The 23,033-nt window shown below is 51.1% G+C and carries 11 protein-coding genes; 9 read left to right on the plus strand and 2 right to left on the minus strand.

Annotated elements, in window-relative coordinates:
• Positions 1-271 precede the first annotated feature (271 nt).
• The 9 genes from FCS96_RS15080 to FCS96_RS15120 all read left to right on the plus strand — a co-directional run bounded on the left by FCS96_RS15080 (position 272) and on the right by FCS96_RS15120 (position 21,797).
• Positions 272-1,198, plus strand: a complete 927-nt coding sequence (locus FCS96_RS15080) for a metallophosphoesterase (RefSeq protein WP_138441205.1) — start codon at positions 272-274, stop codon at positions 1,196-1,198.
• A gap of 122 nt (positions 1,199-1,320) precedes the next feature.
• Entirely contained in the window at positions 1,321-4,638 is a 3,318-nt protein-coding gene (locus FCS96_RS15085) for an STY4851/ECs_5259 family protein (RefSeq protein WP_138441206.1), read from the plus strand.
• A gap of 11 nt (positions 4,639-4,649) precedes the next feature.
• Positions 4,650-10,907: a DEAD/DEAH box helicase gene (locus tag FCS96_RS15090; protein ID WP_138441207.1), complete on the plus strand. Its 6,258-nt coding sequence runs from the start codon at positions 4,650-4,652 to the stop codon at positions 10,905-10,907.
• Between the two features lie 120 nt (positions 10,908-11,027).
• A complete protein-coding gene (locus FCS96_RS15095; RefSeq protein ID WP_138441208.1) occupies positions 11,028-13,754 on the plus strand; it encodes a type I restriction-modification system subunit M in 2,727 nt (908 codons plus the stop codon).
• A complete protein-coding gene (locus FCS96_RS15100; protein WP_171040807.1) occupies positions 13,747-15,045 on the plus strand; it encodes a restriction endonuclease subunit S in 1,299 nt (432 codons plus the stop codon). Before FCS96_RS15095 ends, FCS96_RS15100 begins: the two co-directional genes overlap by 8 nt.
• A complete protein-coding gene (locus FCS96_RS15105) occupies positions 15,038-18,304 on the plus strand; it encodes a type I restriction endonuclease subunit R (RefSeq protein ID WP_138441431.1) in 3,267 nt (1,088 codons plus the stop codon). Before FCS96_RS15100 ends, FCS96_RS15105 begins: the two co-directional genes overlap by 8 nt.
• Positions 18,301-19,008 (plus strand): M48 family metallopeptidase, encoded by a 708-nt coding sequence (locus FCS96_RS15110; protein ID WP_138441210.1) that lies wholly within the window; start codon positions 18,301-18,303, stop codon positions 19,006-19,008. The genes FCS96_RS15105 and FCS96_RS15110 overlap by 4 nt, the downstream gene beginning before the upstream one ends.
• Positions 19,009-19,082: 74 nt before the next feature.
• Positions 19,083-20,873 carry a GmrSD restriction endonuclease domain-containing protein gene (locus FCS96_RS15115; RefSeq protein WP_138441211.1) on the plus strand — a complete coding sequence of 597 codons (1,791 nt, stop codon included), beginning with the start codon at positions 19,083-19,085 and terminating at the stop codon, positions 20,871-20,873.
• Between the two features lie 57 nt (positions 20,874-20,930).
• On the plus strand, positions 20,931-21,797 hold the full coding sequence (locus FCS96_RS15120) for a hypothetical protein (RefSeq protein WP_138441212.1): 867 nt from the start codon (positions 20,931-20,933) through the stop codon (positions 21,795-21,797).
• 230 nt (positions 21,798-22,027) lie between these two features.
• Here the strand turns inward: FCS96_RS15120 and FCS96_RS15125 are convergent, their stop codons facing one another.
• Entirely contained in the window at positions 22,028-22,846 is an 819-nt protein-coding gene (locus tag FCS96_RS15125; RefSeq protein ID WP_138441213.1) for an SDR family NAD(P)-dependent oxidoreductase, read from the minus strand.
• On the minus strand, positions 22,843-23,010 hold the full coding sequence (locus FCS96_RS20245; protein ID WP_228264123.1) for a hypothetical protein: 168 nt from the start codon (positions 23,008-23,010) through the stop codon (positions 22,843-22,845). The genes FCS96_RS15125 and FCS96_RS20245 overlap by 4 nt, the downstream gene beginning before the upstream one ends.
• Positions 23,011-23,033 lie beyond the last annotated feature (23 nt).

Raw genomic sequence — 23,033 nt, forward strand, 5'->3', positions numbered from 1 at the left:
CCGGATTTCTATTGACAGGCAACTGAGTCGCGCGCAGTGTCGTGCTCGTGAACATGTCTACGAAATCGCTGGTTATATAGGCACTTGGGGTCAGATCAAGCAGTATTGGTTTTACTACAGAAACGATGCAGCCTACTCATTGGCCGGAATGGTGAGGTGATTGGAAAGCATGAAGGGCCCATGCCCATCCAGGCGAGGGCATAGGTGAGCTAGATGTTATCTCTCTAGCGACTCGCGACGCTCAGTAGTTATAGCCTAGGGAGCAATTTAGATGTATGACTTGATCGGCGATGTCCACGGCCACGCAGCTGAACTTAAAAATCTCCTCAAAAAAATGGATTATCGTGAGATCGACGGGATATGGCAGCACTTCGAGCGCAAAGTGATTTTTCTCGGGGACTTTGTCGACCGCGGCCCGGAACAGGTGGAAACCGTCACCATCGCCCGCAACATGGTGAATAAGGGTAAGGCTTTGGCCGTGATGGGCAACCATGAATTTAATGCTGTAGCCTGGTCCAAGGAAGACCCGCAAATCCCTGGCGAATTCCTCCGGCCCCATACCGATAAAAACCTCGGGCAGCACCAAGCCTTTCTTGAACAAGTAGGTGAAGGCAGTGAACTCCACCACAGCATGATCGAGTGGTTCAAAACCTTGCCCGTTTATTTGGATTTACCGGATCTGCGAGTGGTGCATGCCTGCTGGCATCCGGAACAGATAGCCGCCATAGCCAGATACATAAATGCCAAAAATCAGCTGCTACCGGAAGCCTGGGAGCAAACAACCCGAAAGAATACAGAAGGTTATGAGGCCATAGAGACTCTGCTAAAAGGTTTGGAAATTCCGCTGCCGGGCGATCATCATTTTTTCGATAAAGATAAAAACAAACGAACTAATATTCGCGCGAAATGGTGGCGGCAAGGTGAATTAACTTACCGTGATCTGGCCATGGTGTCCTCAAACGTCATCGACAAGATCCCTCACGAGCCTGTGGCCTCCCATATTTTGCCGGGTTACGACTGCGAAAAACCGGTGTTTGTTGGTCATTACTGGATGAGCGGCGAGCCTAAACCTTTGAGCGATCATATTGTCTGCCTGGATTACAGCATTGCGGGCAACCACGGCGGAAAATTGTGCGCTTATCGGTTTGACGGAGAGAATACGCTTTCATGCAACAAGTTCGTTTGGGTTGAAGCGTAACCGTTCGTAAATTTAGGAAAAAGGTTGTTTTTGCGAATTTTATTGCATGGGCATAGCCGCTAGAGTCCATCGAAGACAAGCAGCGTTAAAACTAATAATAATTGAGATAAAAGGACTTAAACATGGACGTCGGTAGACGCAGTAAATCCAAAGCCTGGATCAATGAGTTCCTGTTCGTGAGGGGAATGATTGGAGGACCTGATACCAGTCCTCTTTATCAGTACCACGTTACCGATGAGGAATACTCAGAACTGCCAACCATACTCCGGCAATCCATTCCAGACATCGAGAGCCCTTCCTATTCCGGTTATTGGTCAGCCGTTTTCTGCTTGTTTGTCGCTGAAAAATACCGACGAGAGTACGACGGTTCGAACCTAAGCTGGTCGTGGAGTGGCTTCGAGAAGCCGCTCTCAGTTGAACTTCCGAGCCGGCTTCACAGTGAGATCGTCAAAAAAGGGTTGGAATTTTGGAAGCGCCCGATTCGCTTTCGCACCAATGGTTATGATTACTTGGGTTCTCTTTTTGACGAAGGTGGTCTTCCCTGGCGGCTGGTCCAGAGCGAAACACATGGGTTTGGCAGAGCCGTTAGGGGTGCTGTAAATCAGTACTACCGAGTGAAGCAGGCCGGCGGTGAAGTCGCTTCGGTGATAGAGAACTACGCATATTCCTTCCCGCAAACGTTTCGTACCTCTGAAAAATATCTCCTTATTGGATCAATTGTAGAATGGCTGATGCAGCTGGCTGAAGCACATCCTATTTCCTTCGTTGATGAACCAGTAGATTATCTCGACGAGCATGCTCCAGATTGGCGAAAGAAGTCGCCTCTGCCACTGAGTGAGCACAATGCTCGGAATCTTATCAACGATTGGCTAAGAGATGCTGGCCGTAGCCGCTCTGAGAAAAAACGGTTAGAAGCGGACGAAAAGAATTACACCTGCGAGCACTGGCTGCAGGGCAGTTACGCTAACTGGTCGATTAGCACTGAGGTCTTCCTCCCAGAAAGGATCGAAATTGAGTTAGAAGGGCACCGAATTCAGAGTACAAGACTAGAAATCGCTTTCTATGAGGGCGATGTCCTGCTGAAGCGGTCGGGCATCGCCCACGGCAAGGTTAACGATGATCGCTCTTCGATTTCCGTAAATATCCAGTCCCGTTCGGTGACGGTTAATCGCACCAATCCGGAGCTGCCTCTTACTATCCAGTTCCTCTCCAATGGTCATCGCATTCACGCGTCCTACTTCGAAGGGAGTGAAGTTGATTACCGTTTTTCGCCTATGGTTTTTGTGAATGAAAATGAAGAGCTGAGGCTACTATCAACCGCTTCCGTAGTGGTGCCTGGTGAGCAAGCCATTCTTCGAGTTCCTCCTGAAATTCATCTCGAGACTAAAATAGCGCATGAGGATTTAGCTCACGAAGAAGAGGGCGCTCAATGGATAGGCGTTTCATCAGATCTGGTGCTTGTTGGTAAGCACACTCGCGTGTTGGTGCGATTTGACCCTAATGCCCGTTTCCAAAAGCCATTTCTTCTTGGCACCGTTTCGCTCTACAGTACTTTGCCGAACCTTTGCTATCGGGGGTGGCCTAGTGTCTCTGGGATAGATAGTGGCGAACAAAACGACTTTCGCATTCTGGCAAACGGTGAACCTCTGCTTTTCGACTATCAACAGAACCAGGTAGGCAGCTTTGCTTTGAGTGTGCTTGGAGGTTCTGGGGAAACGCTTTTAAGGCGAAGAATCGGCGTGATACCGAAAGACTTAAGAGTCTTATCTGTGCCTGCTTCCAGAAATAGTCCGGCCCGCATCATCCTTAAAAGCTCCCGGCGACTCACGCTTCAGGTTCTCGATAGTTCCCTTAAAACCGAGGTCCAGGATTCCGAAGACGGCTACGGCATAACGATGGAGCCAAAAACTAGCCAATGTGCGCCTGAAAAAATCAGCATTGCACTAACCGATGGTGTTAAGTCTTCAGAACCTGTCGTTCTGAGATTGCCGTACCCGAAAACAGGAGTTCAGCTTTTTGACGATGAGGGCAACGAGATCAAAGGCGGCTTGATTTCGCTTGACCAGTTAATCGAAACGTCAATGACGTTGACGCCCAGGCCTGACAGCCGAGAACAGTTTTTTGTTTGCCTCGAACTTATATCGCAGGACCTTCCTAATTTCCGAAGATATTACCCGTTCACCGTTAACAAGCAGTCACAACGAATTAGTCTCTATGCGTTTGAGGAAGACATCCAGCAGATGTTGGGCACGGCTATCAACCAGGATGCGTTTGTTAGAATCCGAATTGAAACCGATCAGATGCTGAAGCAGATTGATGTTGTTCGTTACAACGCTCGCCTTGAAGGTCCTAATTCAATTGGCCGGTTAGAAGTTGTTGCAGATAGGTTTGTCGCTGCGAGCAATTTTTCCGGCGTTTCTGGCATGCGTCTAGATGATCCTCAGGCTGAATCAGTCGCTGTAACCGAGCGCATGTCTGAAGGTGTCGGAATGGGTGTTTTCGAGATTCCCACGAAAATGATGAAAAACGGCCCGTGGCTACTTTTTCCGCCGGCCGAGTCGAAAGTGAAGTTTCGGCCAACGGTTTGGGTCACGGAAAGCTCTCTTGAGGCTTACGAAAGCGCTCCGAAAACTTTACATGCTGCTGCGAAGCTCTTTCATCCGAAACACAACCCTCATGTTTTCGATGGTGTAATTGCGACCATGGCGGAGGACCTGTTTCATAGCGGTTGGGATTATCTGCGATCGCTTAAAGATCGCTTCAGCACCCTTCCATTGTCCGCATTTGAGGCTTGGAAAGCGTTAGCGGCCAATTCCGCCGCATTGGCGGTCGCCGTTTTCCGCCTGGAATTTGATCCAGATTACTGTCGGCGGATGAGCAACGAGCTTGCGGTCATCTGGGAGACGGTGGATGTTCACACATGGGCACATGTCAGAGGGTCGCAGAAGAAACTCCTGGTCGAAAAGGGGCTTCCAGAAGAATTCGCCGAAAAAGTTGTCCAAGATAGAATTAAAAGCGTTTCTGAATACATCCCATGTTTTGCACATCTTGCGGAGTATCTGAAAGAGCCAGAGCATCAGAATCTGCAGCAAGCCCCCTATGTGTTCGCGAAATATTGTTTTGAAGATCTGCGTCGCAACCACGCCGATGATCAAAGGTGGCCGGAGTGGTTCAAAGTAGAACTGACGAACTGGATACATCAGCAAGACTTCCCCGACGAACTGAAGCGTTTGCCGGATGTTGGGTTTTCAAGAGCGGTCGCATATCTACCGATCTTCATGGCCGCTGTTACCGCAGGTAAAGCCCGCTTTGAAGACTTAACGCCTTCATTGCCCGAATTAAAACTGGGTGCGCGAGTTCTCTCAGACTTCGATCGCTACGGTTGGTACGAGCCTACTTATTCACTCGTGCTGTCGAACCTCTTGCTTCAACCCGAATAACAAGGATTTTTATGAGCGGTTATTTCAAGGATCTAATAAATCAGTCGCTGGAGCGTACCCGTGAGTCAACGCTTAGCATTCTGAGCGTGGCGGATTCTGGTTTGCGTGAACACCTTGGCAAACAAATGGGTAGCGATCTCGGAGCAGAAGGGTGTTTCCTCGCTCCGCCGGTTTTTGAACATACCTTTGGCTGGGAACCTGGAACAACAACGTTCCAAGCGTTGTCGGGCAAATTGTTAAGTGAAGAAGTCGTCAATGCACTGGCCGAATCATCAGATGAAAATTATCGGTTTGACCGGGACATCAAACCCTATACGCACCAGTTAACAGCTTGGCATACGTTACTTGCACCACAACCTAAGTCAGCCGTCATCACCACAGGCACCGGTTCGGGAAAAACGGAATGCTTTATGATTCCGATACTTCAGGATCTTGTCAGTGAATATCGCGAAAGCGGAAAAGCTTTAGACGGTGTACGTGCTCTGTTTCTTTACCCCCTAAACGCATTGATCAACTCCCAGAGAGAGCGGTTGGATGCCTGGACCAAGCCGTTTGGTAAAAATGTCCGGTTCTGTCTGTACAACGGGAATACAAAAAACTCTCGAACTTCAGTTCGCAAAGAACAGAAAGATTTACCCAATCAGATTCTTTCCCGCGAAGAACTCCGTGAGCACCCCTCGCCAATACTAATGACCAACGCAACCATGCTTGAATACATGCTGGTGCGGCAGGTAGACGATCCGATTATTCAGAAATCTCGAGAGGCGCAATCCTTGCGCTGGATAGTTCTCGATGAGGCGCACACCTACATCGGGTCCCAAGCGGCTGAGCTGTCTTTACTCTTGCGCAGGGTTGTCGAAGCCTTCGGAAGGCAAGCTGCAGATATTAGGTTTGTAGCAACCTCGGCAACGATCGCTGATGAAAAGGCAGAAGAGCGTTTAAGGGAATATCTCGCAGGCCTTGCAGGCATTCCAACGAGCCAAGTTGTGGTCATTGGCGGTCAGCGGCAAGTTCCTGAATTAGCCTTTGATGGGGATCACAATGGCTTGTCTTTCGAGCAGCTAAAAAATATTGAGCCCGGAAAAAGTGTGTCTGAGAAAAGATTCAGCTTACTTCGCGGTTCCCGAACGGCTCAGCTGATTAGAAATACAGTCGTAAACTCTCAAAGACCAGTCAGTTTGACCGACCTCAGCGAATCGGTGGGGGCTTTGCTTGAGGAGACAGCGGATGTTGAGAAACAGCAGAAACTTCTTGAGTGGTTAGACCTGCTGACTGAAACAAAAGAATCGACTAGCGGTGAGCCGTTTCTAAAACTGCGAGCCCATTTATTCCAACGGATGCTCCATGGCTTGTGGAGCTGTGTAGATCCTAACTGTTCAGAAAAAGCCAGTGAGCTAAAAAATTGGCCTTTTGGGCAGGTGTACGTCCAGCAAAGAGGACGATGTGATTGCAATGCGCCGGTCTACGAGGTCGGGTTTTGTAATGACTGTAAAACGCCGCACCTCACAGCGGAACATGTTCACCCGTACCTGCGTCAGGCTAGCCCTTATGTCGCGGACGAGTTTTCTCTCCAGGACGATGTCGAAGATGGCGCAGGTGAGGAGGGGGCCGGCAGTTCCGCGAGAGGTCGTACAGTCATTGCGCCGAAACCGCACGCTGCCTTTATCTCTGAGGACTTGGACCTAACAACCTCGGAGCTGGGTGTTCTCGATGCAGACAACAGCATTACGATCTCGCAGGCAGATGAGTCTGACTCTTTATGTGCGAACTGCGATAGCGCAGGAAGGTCCGCTGGCGGATTTCTTCGAAAGTCCTACTTGGGTTCACCGTTCTACGTCAGCAATGCGGTGCCAACAGTTCTCGAGTTCTGTCCTGATCCTTCCCGCGACGATTGTGATGGCGCTTCTCCGGAGTCGCTTCCTGGTCGCGGCCGAAAATTAATCACCTTTACAGACAGTCGTCAGGGCACTGCCCGTATGGCGGTCCGGATGCAGCAGGAAGCAGAGCGTTCACGTTTGAGGGGGTTGGTTTTTCAGATACTAAGGAATAGACAATCTCAGGCAGACGCGGGGCCTAAAGACGCTCCTACGGCGAGTTACGAGGAGTTGATGCAGCAGGTCGAAACCCTGGAGAAAATGGGCATGGGTGCTGCTGCTTCGGATGTTAGGAAAAAGGCAGAGCAACTAAAAGGCGGCAGCGTTCAAGAAGATCGACTGGAGATACCTTGGTCCGAACTTGTCGAAGACCTAGCCGCCACAAATGACCTGAAATACTCGATTCTCGACTACAATCGCTACGCTAATCCTCAGCTATTTAAGGGCAGTGAGGGCAGCTATTCCATGGCCAGAGTGCTGCTCTTGCGGGAATATGCCCGTCGTCCAAAGAACCAAAACAGCACGGAAACACTTGGCTTGGTGGCGGTCGGCTACAAAGGCCTGGAAAACGTGACGGAGGTGCCGAGGCACTGGTCAGAAACGAGAGGACCGTCCAGTGCAGGTAAGGATTCAACACCTCTCACGCTCAAGGACTGGCACGACTTTTTAAAAGTCGCTTTGGATTTTTACGTTCGCGAAAACACGTTTCTGCGTTTTAACGAGACTGAGCGCTCGTGGATGGGCGCGAGGTTCGCACCGAAAGAGCTGTTTGCGCCTGGAAGCGATGTGAATGGCACCAGAACAAAATCATGGCCTCAACTGCAGAAAGGACAGCAATCGCGCTTGGTAAAGCTTTTGTTCATGGGCTCTGGCCTCAATTCGGAACTCGAATCCCATCGCAATAAAGTAAACGACTGGCTAAAAGAGGCCTGGAGTGTGCTGACCAGGGCTCAAATATTACAGTCGCAGGGAGAGGGCTATGCTCTTTCTCGGGAGACTTTGACGTTCTCTCTGCCTCAGTCGGGCTGGGTGTGCCCAGTCACAAACCGGCTTATTGACACTACGTTCCGAGGCCTTACGCCCTATCTGCCGAGCAAAGCGGACGCGGAAGATTACCGCTGTGAGAAGATCGATCTGCCAAATTACACAGACCTTGCGCCAGAGGGCGAAGCAGGCGGCGTGTTGCCAGCAGTTCGGAAGCGAGTTTCTGAAAACAACGTGATCAGCTCTCTCAGGGAGCGGAACCTTTGGACAGATATTTCGGATCGCACCGTTGAAGGTGGGTTCTATTACCGCACAGCAGAGCATTCCGCCCAGCAAGCGGCGGAGCGCCTTCAGCGATACGAGGCCGACTTTAAGAAAGGTAAGATCAACGTTCTGAACTGCTCCACCACCATGGAAATGGGTGTCGACATTGGCGGTATTTCTGCCGTGGTCATGAATAATGTGCCGCCTCATCCAGCGAATTACCTTCAGCGAGCTGGTCGGGCCGGTCGGCGCAGTGAGCCAAGGGCCGTTGCCTACACCTTGTGTAAGCCAGACCCTCACAATACTCGAGCCTTCCAGAACCCCAAGTGGCCCTGGGTAACCGCTATCCCTGCACCAGTCATTACACTGAGCGCGGCACCACTGGTCCAGCGCCATGTTAATTCGTTCCTTCTCGCGAATTTCTTGAAGGCCGAGACCGACAGCGACGATGATCGCACTCGCTTAAACGTTCACTGGTTTTTCGGTGGAAACCCATCGGTCTGTGAGCGCTTCATCGACTGGTTGGATAGTTTAGCGGCGGGCTCGCCAGAAAACTCAGTAGTAAAGGGCACGCACCGTATTACACGGGAGAATACAGCGCTATCCGCGACCTCTTTTGCGGTGTTGGCCGCAGATTGCAAAGAGTCCATTCAGCAGCTTTCGGCGTCCTGGCTTAAAGAGTACCAGCGCCTGAATATGCGCCATCAAGAAGTGACTGATGACGCGTTCAAGAAAGCGCTTGAACTGGAGAAGAAACGCCACGAACAAGAGTATTTGCTGAGAGATCTCGCAGCTCGGGCATTCCTGCCGGGTTATGGCTTCCCCACCGACGTTGTGAACCTTAATACCTACAACGTTGAAGACTTTATAAACCGAAACGCCAGCAAAGAAGAGAAGTCCCGCGAAGACAACATTTTCACCTATAAAGAGAAGCCATCCCGGGGTCTGCCAGTGGCAATTCGCGAATATGCCCCAGGTGCTCAGATCGTGATTGATGGTCGCGTCTATCGCTCGGCGGGCGTCACACTCTTCTCTTATCAAGACAGCGCTCAGAGTGGCGCGCAGAAATTTGATTTAGCGTGGACATGTCAGAACTGCGGCGCGCCTGGCTATAAAGAATATGCCTATGTGAACAACGATCAGGTGACCTGTACGCAATGCCACACGTTGGTATCAGCCGGCAATGTAAAAAGAGTGCTGCGGCCAGCCGGCTTCACTACGGACTTTTACGAGGCGACGAGTAACGATGTTACCTCGCAGAAGTACATACCTGTAGAAAAGCCCAAAATAAGCGTCGACGACAACGTTATCTCCTTGCCAGATCACCGCTGTGGTTTTGTCCGTTTTGGTGATAAGGGGAGGGTTTTTCACAGCTCCGGTGGTGAGAATGGGACCGGCTACGCGGTATGTATGAGTTGCGGTCGCGCTGACTCGATGACGGCCAATCGCGAGGTCCCAGGTGAATTGCAGCCGGATAGATTCCACCGTCCAATTGGTGGGAATGCTGGTGGACATAAAGAAAAAGATTGCTCGGGAGAGCGAGTGATGGACAGCGTCCACCTCGGTTACCAGGCCCAAACCGATGTTCTTGAGCTGGTATTGAAAAGCCCGATTTCTGGCGAGTGGATTCCGGGTTCATCCGAAGGCAAGGTAGTGGCGACAACCCTTGCTGTGGCCCTGCGAGATTCTATTGCTGAGCAACTGGGTATTGCGACCACTGAGATGGGCTTTGGTGTTCGTCAGGACAAAGACTTGGACACAGGATCGGTTCGATACGTTATACAGGTTTATGACGATGTTGCTGGCGGCGCCGGATTCGTGCTCACGGGATTAGAAAATCTCGCTGAGCTCATCGACGCGATGCTCAAAAAGCTCGAGTGTCCGGCCAATTGTGACAATGTGTGCTCATCATGCTTGGCCAGCAAAGACAGTCGGGTTGAGTTCGATGAATTGAACCGAAAAGCCGCGCTCGAATGGATAGGAAGCAGCGGTCTAAGGGATCACCTCAGCCTGCCTGAACCATTTGCTTCAGTTCCAGGTTCCGCCTATTGGCCTTACGACCCAGAACGCTTTGTTCGTCATTGGATCAACAAGGGCGCACAAGCCGTTGCGTTGCGATTAAAAGGTAACCCGGAGGAGTGGGACCTCGGAAACCCTGAGTTTCGTCGCAAGCTCATGAGCTGGCGAGCGATTGACGGGTTGCGAGTCACTTTGATCTTGCCGGAGAGTGTCACGCTTAGCGAAGAGGCTAAACAGGAACTCGCCATTTTAGGCCGGTTCGGCATCGAAGTTGCGGAGTCGAGTCAGGACCATCCCAACCCGGATATTAGAATGCCGCTTCAGTTCGAACTGGACAGCGAAGAGCGAGTTACGCTTTTTACCAACAGCACGAGCTCACAGAATCCAGGCGACGGGTGGCTAAGGGGCGATGACCAAGCATTGTGGGTCTACTCTAATCAGGAACCTGTCTTTGATGCGAAAGCATTGGATGTATCGGGTTGGTCTCCTCAGCCCAGCGGAGCTGCGGTGATAGAACTGACAACCGACTTCAACGGATCTGTGGGTGGTTTGTCCGATAAATTCTGGAAGCTGTTGGAACAACGTGCACCCAGCTACGCAGAGGCAATTGACCAGGACAAAGTGGTTTCGCTCACCTATGAAGATCGGTACCTGAAGTCCCCTTGGGCGGTGGTGTTACTCGCCAATGTTTTAAAAGCCATGAAGCCGACTGAAGAAACGTCCGTCTCTGTTATTACAACGCCCGGCGACGGTAGGTTTGATAGTCGGATGGCTAAGCACGATTGGCACGATGCCAAAGCTCATCAGGTAATATCAGGTGCCTTTCTCCGAGCAACGTTAAAAGTCGGCCAGGTAGATTTCCAAGTCCACAACGATAAGCGCGAATTGACTCACCGCAGGATGCTAAGTGTGGGCTTGGCGTCTGGGAGGACAATAAAACTCGCCTTTGATCAGGGCATGGGGTATTGGGACATGAGATCGCAGCGGTACGATCTAAGATGGTTCGATTTTGAGCTGGGTTATGAAGCTCAGGTACACAGAATGCTGGAATTGGAAAAAGATGGCCGCTTGGTTAACTCCGGAGGCTGGGCCACTGATATCGCGATTTACGAAGATAGCAACACCTAATCTCGCTGAGACATTACTTTGTCCGTAGACCAAGAAATGACGCTTTATGTTGCTGGTCTCCGCAAACTCTACATGTAACTGAACATAGGGTGCGCGCACCCTATAAACACTGGAACTTGAATGAAACTGACACTCTCTCACTTAGAAAGTCTACTCCTCCGCGCCTGTGACGACCTACGGGGCAGCATGGACGCCAGTGAGTACAAGGAATACATCTTCGGCATGCTGTTCCTAAAGCGTGCTAGCGATTTGTTTGATGAGCGAAGAGATGAACTCCGTGCGCAGTTCAAAGCTCAAGGGGTGTCAGAAGAAGATATCGCCATCGAACTGAATGACCCGGACCAGTACTCCGGCAAGTACTTCTTTGTTCCACCCAGGGCCAGATGGAACGAGCCATGGAACGACAAAATTGTTGAAGACGGGCAAGAGAAAACTGTTCAACGGCCCGCCCTGAAACACGTAAAAGAGAACGTTGGTACGACGTTAAACAAGGCATTGGCCGCGATTGAAGACGCCAACCCCGACGCGCTCCAGGACGTTCTGAGTGGCATTAACTTCAACCGGAAGATCGGTCAGCGCACGCTGGACGACGACACGCTTGCGGATTTTGTTCAGAACTTCGAAAAGATCCCCCTGCGGGATGAAGACTTTGAGTTCCCGGATTTGCTGGGCGCAGCCTATGAATGGCTGATTAAATACTTTGCCGACTCCGCAGGTAAAAAAGCCGGCGAATTCTATACCCCCTGGGAAGTGGTACGTCTTTGCGTCGAGATCTGCGATCCCAAAGAAGAAATGAGCGTTTACGACCCCACAGTCGGCTCCGGAGGTATGCTCATCCAGATGCGTGATTTCCTGAGGGAGAAGGGTGGTGATGCCCGCGAGTTGGCATTGTATGGCCAGGAAAAGATCGGCACCACCTGGTCGATTTGTAAGATGAACATGCTACTGCATGGCATCTCTCACGCAGACATCCGACAGGAAGACACGCTGCGTGAACCGCAGCATCTGGATGTGAACAACGAACTCAAGCGATTCGATCGGGTAGTCGCTAATCCGCCATTCAGTCAGAACTACATCAAGAAAGACCTCAAGTTTTCTGGTCGCTTTCCAGTGATGATGCCCGAGAAAGGCAAAAAGGCGGATCTGATGTTCGTGCAGCACATGCTTTCCGTACTGAAACACGACGGACGTATGGCCACTGTCATGCCCCATGGCGTCTTGTTTCGCGGTGGGGAAGAGCGGCAAGCGCGGAAATACTTCATTGACCACGGTTACCTTGAGGCGGTCATCGGCCTGCCCAGCAACTTGTTCTACGGCACCGGTATACCCGCTTGTATTCTTGTTCTGAACAAAGATGGAGCCGCGAACCGAGATTCTGTGCTCTTCATCAACGCGGACCGCGAATACCGCGAAGGCAAGGCCCAGAACCACCTGCGCCCGGAAGACATCGATAAAATTATCTACGCCTACCGAACTAGGGGTGAAATTCCGGCATACGCACGCCCTGTTCCCGTTGCCGAGATACAGGGAGAGGACTACAACTGCAACATCCGGCGATACGTGGACAATGCCCCGCCTCCCGAACCTCACGACGTTCGCGCTCATCTGCGTGGGGGCGTTCCGCTCGCGGAAATTGCCGATCTTCAGAGCTATTGGGCCAATTACGTCGGCTTGAAGGACGACTTGTTTGTGCCGCGTGATGATCAATACATGGATTTCGCCCCAGTACTGGAAGAAAAGCGGGATATTCCCGCTTTTATCAATGACCATTCCGGAGTAAAGACGGCAAATAAAACGATCATTGATACGCTGGAGGCCTGGTGGCAATCCTGCCTCCCCATCGTAGAAGCGTTGGCACCGGATGCCGATAATCAGGAAGCCCGCCCCCGCAATGTGTATGTCATGCGGAGCCAGCTGCTCCAAAGTATTGAGCAAACGCTTGCCGACCAGACGCTTCTAACGCCGTTCCAGGTGCGAGGTGCATTCGCAACCTACGTGGATCACTTGAAAGCCGACTTCAAGTCCATCGCAGCCAGCGGCTGGGGGCCGGAGTTGATTCCCGATGACGACATTCTCGAAAGTCAGTTCCCAGAAGTGCTTGAACAACAGGAACAGGCGCAAGCCAGGCTCGCGGAGCTGCAAGCACTGTTTGCAGCGGCCGATGAAGAAGATTTTGAGGATGAGGACGACACTGGCGTACTTCCGAGCGACGAGGTTAAAAACCGAAAAGATGAACTGAAGTCAGCAACCGCTGAATGGAAAGAGTCACTGAAAACCACTAAGAATCTGGCAAAGAATCTTTTCGACGAATTGAAAGCGATGGATCGCTTACCAAAAGGCACGAAAAAGGGCTATTACTGCACGGAAGGGCTGACTGCTAAGGATGCAGAGTTTGGCAATGGCCTTCGGATCGTTGAGCTCGCAGAACAGCAAGGTCTTAAAAGCGACTGGATGGGTCAGGTCAAAAAAGCCGTTGAACGAGGGCAGCTCGCATATGATACCGCTCAGCGACTGGAAGCCAGTCTTGCTCGGCATAAAGCGCTCGAGGACGAGGTAAAGGAACAGAAGTCAACGCTCAAGGCCATCGAAAACAAGCGGGATGACCTGGTGGAAAGTGCTCGGAAGAAAATTTCGGTGGATGAGGCTCGAGCGGTGATTATTGAGCGTCTGCGAGACCTGCTTCTGAATATCTACAAAGGCTATCTTCGAGCGGAGCAGCGAGCTTGTATCAAATGCGTTGAAAACCTCTGGAATAAGTATGCACTGACGGCTTTGGCGATTGAATCTGAAAGAGACAATGCTTCAAAGCAACTTCAAGAGTTTTTTGAGGAATTGGGGTATGAATGAATTCTCTCTTTCAGAGATCTTTCCGGTTTCAATTACAGGAGAATGGGGTAACGAGCCAGCTGGGTCCTCCAATGCCTATGCTCTTCGTGCCGCTGATTTCACGAAAGACTGTAAGCTGAGATCAGAAATTGGAGTCCCACGACGAATTCCACTGGGAAAGCTTGAAGCTAAGGCGCTCAAGAATGGAGACATACTGATAGAGAAATCTGGGGGAAGCCCGGATCAACCTGTCGGACGTGTAGTCTTTTTCGATAGAGAAGATCCGAAAACGAGGCATATCCACTCTAACTTCCTTCAGCTTTTACGGGTTTCCGATGGCTTCGACCCAAGGTTTTCCTACTATCTTCTCAGCTTTCTTTATTTTTCAGGGTATGTATACCGGTATCAGCAACAGACAACTGGAATCATTAACCTGAAGCTTGAAAATTACCTGCGTGAGAGGGTGAGAGTTCCATCGACAGGGGCTCAGGAGAGAATTGCCCAAATCCTCCAAACTATCGACGAAGCCATCGAAAAAACGGAAGTCCTGATCGAAAAATATCAGCAAATCAAAGCCGGGCTGATGCAGGACCTATTCACCCGAGGCATCGGCCCCGATGGCAAATTGCGTCCGCCTCGTGATGAAGCGCCAGAGCTCTACCAGGAAACACCGATTGGTTGGATTCCAAATGATTGGTGGGTTAAAGGCATTTTAGAAGTTGGGAATGTCGTTGATCCAAATCCCAGCCATAGGAACCCAATCTATCACGAGAATGGTTTTCCTTTCATTTCCACGGTGGAGTTCATAGACGATGATCAAGTAGAGGTTGATACACCTCGAAGAGTAATTGAGGAAATTGTTCTAGAACAGGAAAAACGATGTGAATTCGCAAAGGGATCAATTGCCTTCTCTCGAAAAGGAACGATTGGGACAATTCGTTTTCTCCCTGAGTACATTAGATTTGCTTTACTTGATTCCCTATGTGTGATCAACCCGGTAAATATTGATCCGGTTTTTTTGTTTAACGCGCTCAGAAGCTCGTCGGTTCAGAAGCAAATTAAGAATATGACTGTAGGGCAAGCTTTACCTCAAATGAGTATTGGACGAGTAAGAGAGCTCCAAATATTAAGTCCGAGCTGTCAAAATGAACAAAAAGAAATAGGTAAGCGACTTTCTGCAATTTCAGGTTATGTTTCTAAGAACCACGCCGAATTGAAAAAGCTTAAAAAAATGAAATGTGGCCTGATGAGTGACCTTCTTAACGGAAATGTCAGAGTCAAATTTGAGAATTATGAGGCGGTTGATGTCTGAATACACGGAGGTCGAACAGACATTTTTGCAGCAGCTCTGCTCGCTGGATTGGGAGGTTATCGACCAGGGTCAGGAAATCCCGTCAGACCCCTCAAAAAGCCTCCGGTCTGGCTTTCGAGAGTGGTTGCTCACCGATGCATTTAAAAAAGCAATCTCATCGCTAAACAAAGGCAGCTCAGGGAAAACCTGGCTCACCGAAAAGCAACTGCACGACCTGCAGGAAGAGATCCTTCGTCAACCCAATCGAACCTTGCTTGAAGCTAACGAGGCGCTCCAGAAGTTACTGTTCAAGGCTCAGGTGGATGTGAACGAAGAAACCGGTGAGCAGGACCCTGTGGTTCGGCTGATTGATTTCGATAATCCGGAAAACAATCACTTCCTTGCCATCAATCAGTTCCGTATCGACACTCCCGGTTGCGTTAAGCAATTCATCATTCCCGACATTGTCCTGTTTGTGAATGGCATCCCGCTGGCGGTGGTGGAATGTAAGAAGGGCGGCCCCACCTGCGCCAACCCGATGGCGGAGGCGTTCAAGCAATTACAGCGCTATATGAACAAGCGCGAGGATACCGCCAAACATGGGCTCAAGGAGGGTGAGCCTCGTCTGTTTCACAGTAATCTGTTAATGATTCGTACGACGGGCGTTGAGGCCGATTACGGCACCATCACCTCTGGCGATGAGCACTTTTATCCCTGGAAGACCCAGTGGCCCGAAGACGACTCTGTGGCCGAAGGGATGAACCAGCAACAGCAGCTGATCCAGGGTATGCTGAATAAATCCAACCTGCTTAAAATTTTGCGCACAAGCTCCGTGTTCATGGACACCGACGGTGGGCCACGCATCAAGGTGGTTTGCCGTTACCAACAGTTTCGGGCTGCCAACAAAATCATTGAGCGGTTGCGCCATGGAAAGAATGCGGAGGAAAAGAGCGGCGTTGTTTGGCATACCCAGGGCTCGGGTAAAAGCCTGACCATGGTGTTTGTTGCGCGGATGCTGCGCACGTCCCGAGATCTCTATGACTACAAAATCGTGCTCATCAACGACCGGGTGGACTTGGAGGAGCAGCTGGCTGAAACCGCGACCTTAATTGGCGGGCGCGTGAACGTTATTGAGAGTCGCGAGAAGCTGCGATCAGAGCTTGCAAGCGATGCCTCTGACATCAATATGGTGATGGTCCACAAGTTCCAAATCGCCGATCAGAGCTTGCCGCTCTCGGTTGCAGAGGCACTGGGCACCTACCAGGCGATTCCGGGCAAGGAAACGTTCGGCGTGGTAAATCCTTCCAGTCGCATAGTATTGATGATCGATGAGGCGCATCGTACCCAAGGGTCGGACCTGGGTGAGAATATCTTTGAAGCTTTCCCAAATGCCGCCCGCATTGCCTACACGGGCACACCGCTGATCACCGAGCGCCATGGCGAGAAGCGTACGGTGAAACGGTTCGGTGATTACATCGATAAGTACAAACTCATGGATGCGGTGGAAGACGGCACTACGCTGCAAATTTTGTATGAAGGACGCACTGCGGATTCTGCACTGAACGAGAAAGCCGAATTCGAAGACAAGTTCGAAAATCTGTTCAAGGATCGATCGGACGAAGAGTTGTTGGCCATCAAAAAGAAATACGGCGCAACTGGCGATATTTTGGAGGCAGAGCAGCGCATTCAGGCCATTGCCAAGGATATGGTCAAGCATTACCTGACGCATATTTTCCCGAACGGCTTTAAAGCTCAGGTGGTCTGCCACTCAAAGCTAGCGGCCGTGCGCTATCAGAAAGCGATCCACAATGCTTTATCAGAGCAATTAGACGCCTTGAAGAGCGAGACCGAACCCAATCATGATTTGATCAAGCGAGTCGAGTTCCTGAAGTCGGCAGTGGTCATTTCCAGCGATGGCACCAATGAGCCAGCCTATGTGACCAATGCGCGTCAGGAGGCTAGAGCCTGGGATGCGGTGGAGAATTTTTGTCGGCCCTTTGCGTTCGATGACCCGGACAAACCTCACACAGGCATCGCCTTTCTGATCGTGTGCGACATGCTGCTAACTGGGTTTGATGCTCCTATTGAGCAGGTGATGTATCTGGATAAGAAAATCCGAGAGCACACCTTGCTGCAGGCCATCGCCCGAACCAATCGGGTTAAGAAAGGCAAGCAGCGCGGCTACGTGGTTGACTATATCGGCCTGACATCCAACCTGACGGACGCGTTAAAACTCTACGCCGCAACAGACGAGCAGGAGGAACTGGCCAACGGGTTGAAAAATATCAGCTCAGAGGTTCCGGTTTTGCAGGAGCGCTATCAGCGTTTGCTGAGCTTGTTTTCGGAGCATCGGGTTAACCAATTTCAAGCGTTTGTAGAGGGCAAACTGCCAAGCATCGAAGACGATGGAGCGGTGGTACACGAAGCGGTGAAACTTCTCAAAGATGAGAAGATTCGTGCGGACTTTGATGTCTATCTAAAGAAATTCCTGAGCAGCCTCGACATTATTCTGCCCCACCAAGCGGGGCAATCGTATCGCGTTCCCGCTAAGCGCTTAGGTTATGTTCAGCGTGTGGCTAAGGAGCGTTATAAGGATGACACCCTGGATTTAGGCAGCGCCGGCCAGAAGGTGCGTGACTTGATCAATGAGCACCTGGTCAGCTTAGGGATAAACCCAAAAGTGGAGCCGGTGGAACTGCTGTCTGATGATTTCATCGACAAGCTGAATGAGCATTCAGGCGGAAACGCCGAAGCCAAAGCCAGCGAAATGGAACATGCGATTCGCAAACACTGCACGGTTCACCAGGATGAAGATCCAGCATTTTATAAGAGCCTTTCCGAAAAGGTGGAGCACCTCATTGATCAATACCAGGACCAGTGGGACAAACTTGCAGAAGAGCTGGAAAAACTTCGCAAAGTAGCCGCCGAAGGCAGAAAGCAGGGCGAGGAAGGCATGAGTAAGGAGGCGACGACCTTCTATGAGCACATCGCTAACTATGCGTTTCTAAATGGTGAAGTCCCCGCTGATGAAAAACCCAAGATAAGAGTGTTGATGGAAGCAATTGTTGAAACCTTGCAGCACAGCATCGGCAGCATCGATTACTGGAACAATAGCGACAAACAGAAGCGCACTAGAAGTGAAATCAAAACAGCGCTGACGCTAACCGGTATTCCGCAGCTCAAACAAAGCCGCGAGCGCATCGCGGTCGAAATCATGAAATTGGCGAAGAATCGTCACAATGAGCTTCTTCAGGGTATGGAAGGAGAAAAGAAATCATGATGCCAAGGCAAGTCGGTGACATTGAATATGTGCTTGTGCCCGGCAGCGGCCGAAAAACAACGGACATCGTTATAGAGCGTGACGGAAAAGTCGTCGTTCGCCCCCCAGAAAATTATACGCCAGAGCAAGCCGACGCCGTGGTTCACAGTAAAAGGATGTGGATTTATCGAAATCTTGCTGAATGGCAAGATCTTAATGCCACGAGTGTTACTCGCGAGTGGGTGAACGGCGAAACTTTTCTTTATTTGGGAGCGGCGTATCGCTTGGCGTTGGTGTCCGGCCAGGACAAGGCGCTGCAGTTAAAAGATGGCAGGTTTGCACTCAGCCGACAAGTTATTGAAAAGGGCGGGTCAGAGGCTGCGAGACAAGCATTCGAATTCTTTTATGTCGATAAAGGCCAGGAACGGCTGACCCAACGAGTGGCATATTTCGCGCCGAAGGTCGGAGTAGAGGTGGCTGGTATCAAAGTAAAAGATATGGGCTATCGCTGGGCCAGTTGTGGCAAAAGCGGCATTCTGAACTTCCATTGGAAGTGCATGATGGCGCCGCCAAAGATTATTGATTACATCGTGGTTCATGAGCTGTGTCACTTACACCATCGCAATCACACCGATGCGTATTGGAACGAGGTGGACAAAGTCATGCCTGACTGGCGAGAGCGGAAGGAATGGCTGCGGAAGCATGGGGCGAGTTTGGAGGTGTAAGCGACTGCTCGCGCATCTCCAGATCACTGTACGGGTAGCTTTAATTCATCACGGGAATGCAAGGACAGAGATTCATGGCGAAGTACGAAGTTAAGCAAACTGCGGTGAGCCAAGTGCTTTCCGATGTTCGGAGCGACAAGATAGCTATCCCGGAACTACAGCGCCCCTTCGTCTGGAAGACTTCCCAAGTCCGTGACCTCATGGATTCGCTTTACAACGGCTATCCGGTGGGATACCTGATCACTTGGCAGTCTGTTGGCGCTAAGTTAAAAGGCGGGCAGGTGGCGGCTCATCAACAGATTCTGATTGATGGTCAGCAGCGCGTTACCGCATTACGCGCAGCCATCGCCGGGCAGCCCGTGGTGGGCAGGCAGTACGACAAGAGACGAATCGCGATTTCTTTTAACCCTTTGACCGAGGAGTTCGCCACCAGGACTCCTGCGATCAGCAATAGTAGTCAGTGGATTCATGACATCAGTGAATTCTTCTCTGGTAACAGTCAGCTGACTTTTTTAAGGCAGTATTTCGATCGAAACCCTGGTGTGGACGAGGCTCAGGTTGAGTCTGCGGTCACACGGTTGGCTGCGATTGAGAATGCTCAAGTTGGTGTGATCTCGCTGGCTGACAACCTCGATGTGGATACGGTTGCAGAGATCTTTGTTCGCATCAACGCAAAAGGTGTCCCATTGTCGAGCGCGGATTTTGTGATGAGCAAAATCGCGACCTATGGGGACGAGGGCCGCAATTTACGCAAGCTGATTGATTACTTTTGCCATCTGTCTGTATCTGGACATGCCTATGAAGATATCCGCGAGAATGACCGCGAGTTTGCCGATTCGGGCCACTTGGCAAAAATACAGTGGCTGCAAAGTCAGTCTGATGAATTGTTTCAGCCAGAGTATAACGACGTTATTCGCATAGCCGGATTAGTCGGATTCAGTCGCGGTAAGGCTGGTGCCATTGTGAGCGAATTATCGGGTCTGGACCCGGCCACACGGAAAATAGATGAGAGCCGGATTCCGGATGCGTTCGCTAGGTTTGGACATGCACTGGATGAGCTGGTTCGCAAGACGCACGTTGAACGCTTCGTCATGATGATTAAGTCTGCGGGCTTCATTGATTCATCCATGATTGGCTCAAAGAACGCGTTCAACTTTGCGTATGCGCTTTATTTGCGGCTTCGCAGCAACGATAAAATGTCTGAGGGCGAGCGTTCGAGACTAGTTAAACGCTGGTTCGTGATGACCTTGCTCACCGGTCGAGCCGTCGGAAGTTTCGAGTCGACGTGGGAGACGGATCTTCGTCGAATCGAAGAGCAGGGCGTGGACGACTATTTGCGTCTCATTGAGGCCTCAGAGCTTGGCGAGGGCTTTTGGGATGTTGCGCTTCCGCAGGAGCTTGTCTCGCCCAGCAGGCGCAGCCCCGCGTTTCAGATTTATTTGGCTGCACGAGTTAATAGATCAGCGCGTGGCTTTCTGTCGAAATCGATCAACGTGGCCCAAATGATCGAAGGGCATGGTGACATGCACCATATCGTTCCCAAAAACCACTTGGTTAAGAATGGTTATCCCAAACAGGGAGATTACAACCAGGTTGCGAACTTCGCGCTCACCGAAACGCCAATCAATATCGCGATTAAGGATAATCCGCCGAGAGAGTACATGGCCTGGTTGAACCGCCAGATCGAAACGGGCGAGCTGAAAATCGGCGAGATCACACAGCAGAGCGACCTCGAAGCAAACCTTAAAGAAAATGCTATTCCTGATTTTATCAATGAAGTCTCTGCTGAGAATTACCCTCAGTTTCTCGAAGCAAGGCGGAAATTGATGGCTCAAACAATCCGTGATTTTTACTGGGACTTGTGATTTCAGCTGAATGTGTTGCAAGCATTCACCATGCCGCTAGTTTGAAGGACAGGGAATATGGTTGCTGGAAAGGATGCTCAACGCACTCAGGGGGATCTTTTTGAGCACCAGGAAGAAAGGCAAGTTTTGGATGAGCTACTTGCTGAGTCGAAGCTATATCACCAAAGCCGGGACTATCTCGAGCTTTTGGATTTCGTTTCTCGTTTTAGGCAGTACGCTCCGTTCAATGCCATGCTTCTTCAGATTCAAAAGCCTGGCCTGAGTTACGCAGCTAGCGTGAAGGATTGGAAGCACAGATTTGGGCGCGAGCCGAAGAAAAAGGCCCGGCCCTTGATCATAATGAAGCCCTTCGGGCCGGTGATGTTGCTCTACGACATCATGGATACAGTGGGGAGAGCTGTCCCCGATGACGCGTTTAGCTTTCCTGCCAAAGGAGATGTCACCCAGCAGAATATATCCCGTTACATCACTCTCATCGAAAAGGGCGGGATTCGAAGTGAATATTTTGATGCGGGTGATCGGAGTGCGGGTTCTATTAACCGTTTGGGAAAGTACTTGGCCGGTGAGCCCAAGGGTAAGATACGTTTTCAGCTCAATCTCAACAGGAACCATGACGCACCCATCCAGTTCGCCACGTTCATTCACGAATTAGGTCATCTTTATCTTGGACACCTGGGCGACGATGAAGCGCTGAAAATTCCCGCAAGGACAGGTCTCTCGCATGCTCAGCGAGAACTCGAAGCTGAGTCAGTCTCATACATTTTATGTAAGCGAGCTGGCGTATCATCTCGGTCTCAAACCTATCTCTCTCGTTTTGTCGATAACAATACCACCATCGAAGATATCGATATTTATCAGGTGATGAAGGCTGCGGGCCAAGTCGAACTGCTTTTAAAGCTTAGATCGGAATACACGGAGGTTTAGAAAATGCGTTGGATATCCGATAAAACCATACCGTTTGAGGCCGGGGTCGGGTCACGTATATGGGTGAGTCCAAAGATTAGGTAGTCTTCGTTTATGACATTAGAAAACCGCGTAAGCCCAACCGGTACTATTTGACCAAGACGCTGATCCGCGCCTCGGTATCCTCAAGGCCGTCGGGGCATACGTGAAGGATGAACTGAGCCAGGCCCGGCGGGTGAAGAAGGCCCGCCTTACCTAAAGATGACTCTCTGGATCGAGCGGGGAATAAACCGGGTGATAAATTCGGCAGCGTAGGTCTGTGGTGTAACCAGATATCGGGGCTTGGGGCGTCCCGCTTCGGCAGCTCTGACAATCTTTTTCGCGACGTCCGACGCACTGGCTGTAAAGGGCTTGATTCTGGCGCCTGGCGCCAGCGCTGCTTCCATGGCTTTGTACTTTTCCCGGTGCTTGGCGCTTGCCCGGCCAAGCAAGGGCTGCAAAGCGGCCAGGGCATGTTCTCTGAACCGGGTCGCCACGGGGCCCGGGAGCACAAGCGAAACACTTTCCAGGCTTTTGCTGGCCTGTTCATCAAACCAGAAGCTCTCATGGGCCGTGTTCATCGCGGATTTGGCGGCACAGTAAGCGCCTTTCATTTTCTGGGGCGTGATGGATAGAACGGAGCTAACCGCGATGACCCGCAAGGGTATGCCGTGTTGTTCGCAGAGTCGGAGGCAGACGGCAGCCAGCTTGATGGGGCCGAATACGTGGGTGCTGAACTGCTTTTGCCACATGGATTCGGACAGGTCGCGAAGCGCGCCGAATTGCCCGTAACCGGAGTTGTTGACCAGAATAACCCGCTCGGCGCCCGCGATTTCGGTGTCCAGGGCGCCCGCAAGCCCTTCAATCTGCTCAAAGGATTCAAGATCCAGCGCCAGCTCCAGATCGGCTGACTCGACGCCGGTTGGCTGTCGGGACAGGGCGATCACCCTGTAGCCCTTCTGAGCAAAATGGGCGCAGGCTTCACGGCCAATTCCTGCGCTGGCACCGGTTATCAGAGCGAGTTTGGTCATCGGATCAACCTCCAATCCTGCATCCGCAGCAGAAATTCACCAGCCTGCCGCCCGGAAACGAAAAGGCTGACTGAAGCAAGGTCCTCAAGATCCAGTGGCTCGCCCTGAGTATCGAACGTAACCAGGATAGGGTTGCCATGGCTGATAGTGTGCGTGTCTTTCATTGACTTACCTTCACTCGCTTTGC

The sequence above is a fragment of the Marinobacter alexandrii genome (assembly GCF_005871205.1).
GTDB classification, from domain to species: domain Bacteria; phylum Pseudomonadota; class Gammaproteobacteria; order Pseudomonadales; family Oleiphilaceae; genus Marinobacter; species Marinobacter alexandrii.

Bases quoted from the DNA above. Each gene is read 5' to 3' on its own strand.
- FCS96_RS15080 (WP_138441205.1), top strand. From the start codon at position 272: ATGTATGACTTGATCGGCGATGTCCACGGCCACGCAGCTGAACTTAAA.
- FCS96_RS15085 (WP_138441206.1), top strand. From the start codon at position 1,321: ATGGACGTCGGTAGACGCAGTAAATCCAAAGCCTGGATCAATGAGTTC.
- FCS96_RS15090 (WP_138441207.1), top strand. From the start codon at position 4,650: ATGAGCGGTTATTTCAAGGATCTAATAAATCAGTCGCTGGAGCGTACC.
- FCS96_RS15095 (WP_138441208.1), top strand. From the start codon at position 11,028: ATGAAACTGACACTCTCTCACTTAGAAAGTCTACTCCTCCGCGCCTGT.
- FCS96_RS15100 (WP_171040807.1), top strand. From the start codon at position 13,747: ATGAATGAATTCTCTCTTTCAGAGATCTTTCCGGTTTCAATTACAGGA.
- FCS96_RS15105 (WP_138441431.1), top strand. From the start codon at position 15,038: ATGTCTGAATACACGGAGGTCGAACAGACATTTTTGCAGCAGCTCTGC.
- FCS96_RS15110 (WP_138441210.1), top strand. From the start codon at position 18,301: ATGATGCCAAGGCAAGTCGGTGACATTGAATATGTGCTTGTGCCCGGC.
- FCS96_RS15115 (WP_138441211.1), top strand. From the start codon at position 19,083: ATGGCGAAGTACGAAGTTAAGCAAACTGCGGTGAGCCAAGTGCTTTCC.
- FCS96_RS15120 (WP_138441212.1), top strand. From the start codon at position 20,931: ATGGTTGCTGGAAAGGATGCTCAACGCACTCAGGGGGATCTTTTTGAG.
- FCS96_RS15125 (WP_138441213.1), bottom strand. From the start codon at position 22,846: ATGACCAAACTCGCTCTGATAACCGGTGCCAGCGCAGGAATTGGCCGT.
- FCS96_RS20245 (WP_228264123.1), bottom strand. From the start codon at position 23,010: ATGAAAGACACGCACACTATCAGCCATGGCAACCCTATCCTGGTTACG.